We start from the raw sequence: 261 nt of genomic DNA on the forward strand, positions 1-261 counted from the left end.
TCGACTCTTTCCAGCCCGGCAGGTCGTGATAGACCGGCTCGACGGCTTCGTAGCCCTCTGAGTCCACCGGATTGTCGAGCACTTCACCGTCCTTGCTGCGATAGCCGACACAGACGCGAATGTTCTCCAGGCCATCGAGCACGTCCAGCTTGGTCAAGCAGATACCCGAGACCGAGTTGATCTGCACGGCGTGGCGCAGGGCCACGGCGTCGAACCAGCCACAGCGACGCGGACGCCCGGTGGTAGCACCGAACTCATGGC

The 261-nt window shown here is 63.2% G+C and carries 1 protein-coding gene; it reads right to left on the minus strand.

Going from position 1 to position 261, the window contains the following annotated elements:
• On the minus strand, positions 1-261 hold a 261-nt coding region (locus V0R37_RS22530), incomplete at both ends, for an adenylosuccinate synthetase (protein ID WP_420376613.1).

The sequence above is a fragment of the Pollutimonas rozaliensis genome (genome assembly GCF_048751585.1).
Lineage (GTDB): Bacteria > Pseudomonadota > Gammaproteobacteria > Burkholderiales > Burkholderiaceae_B.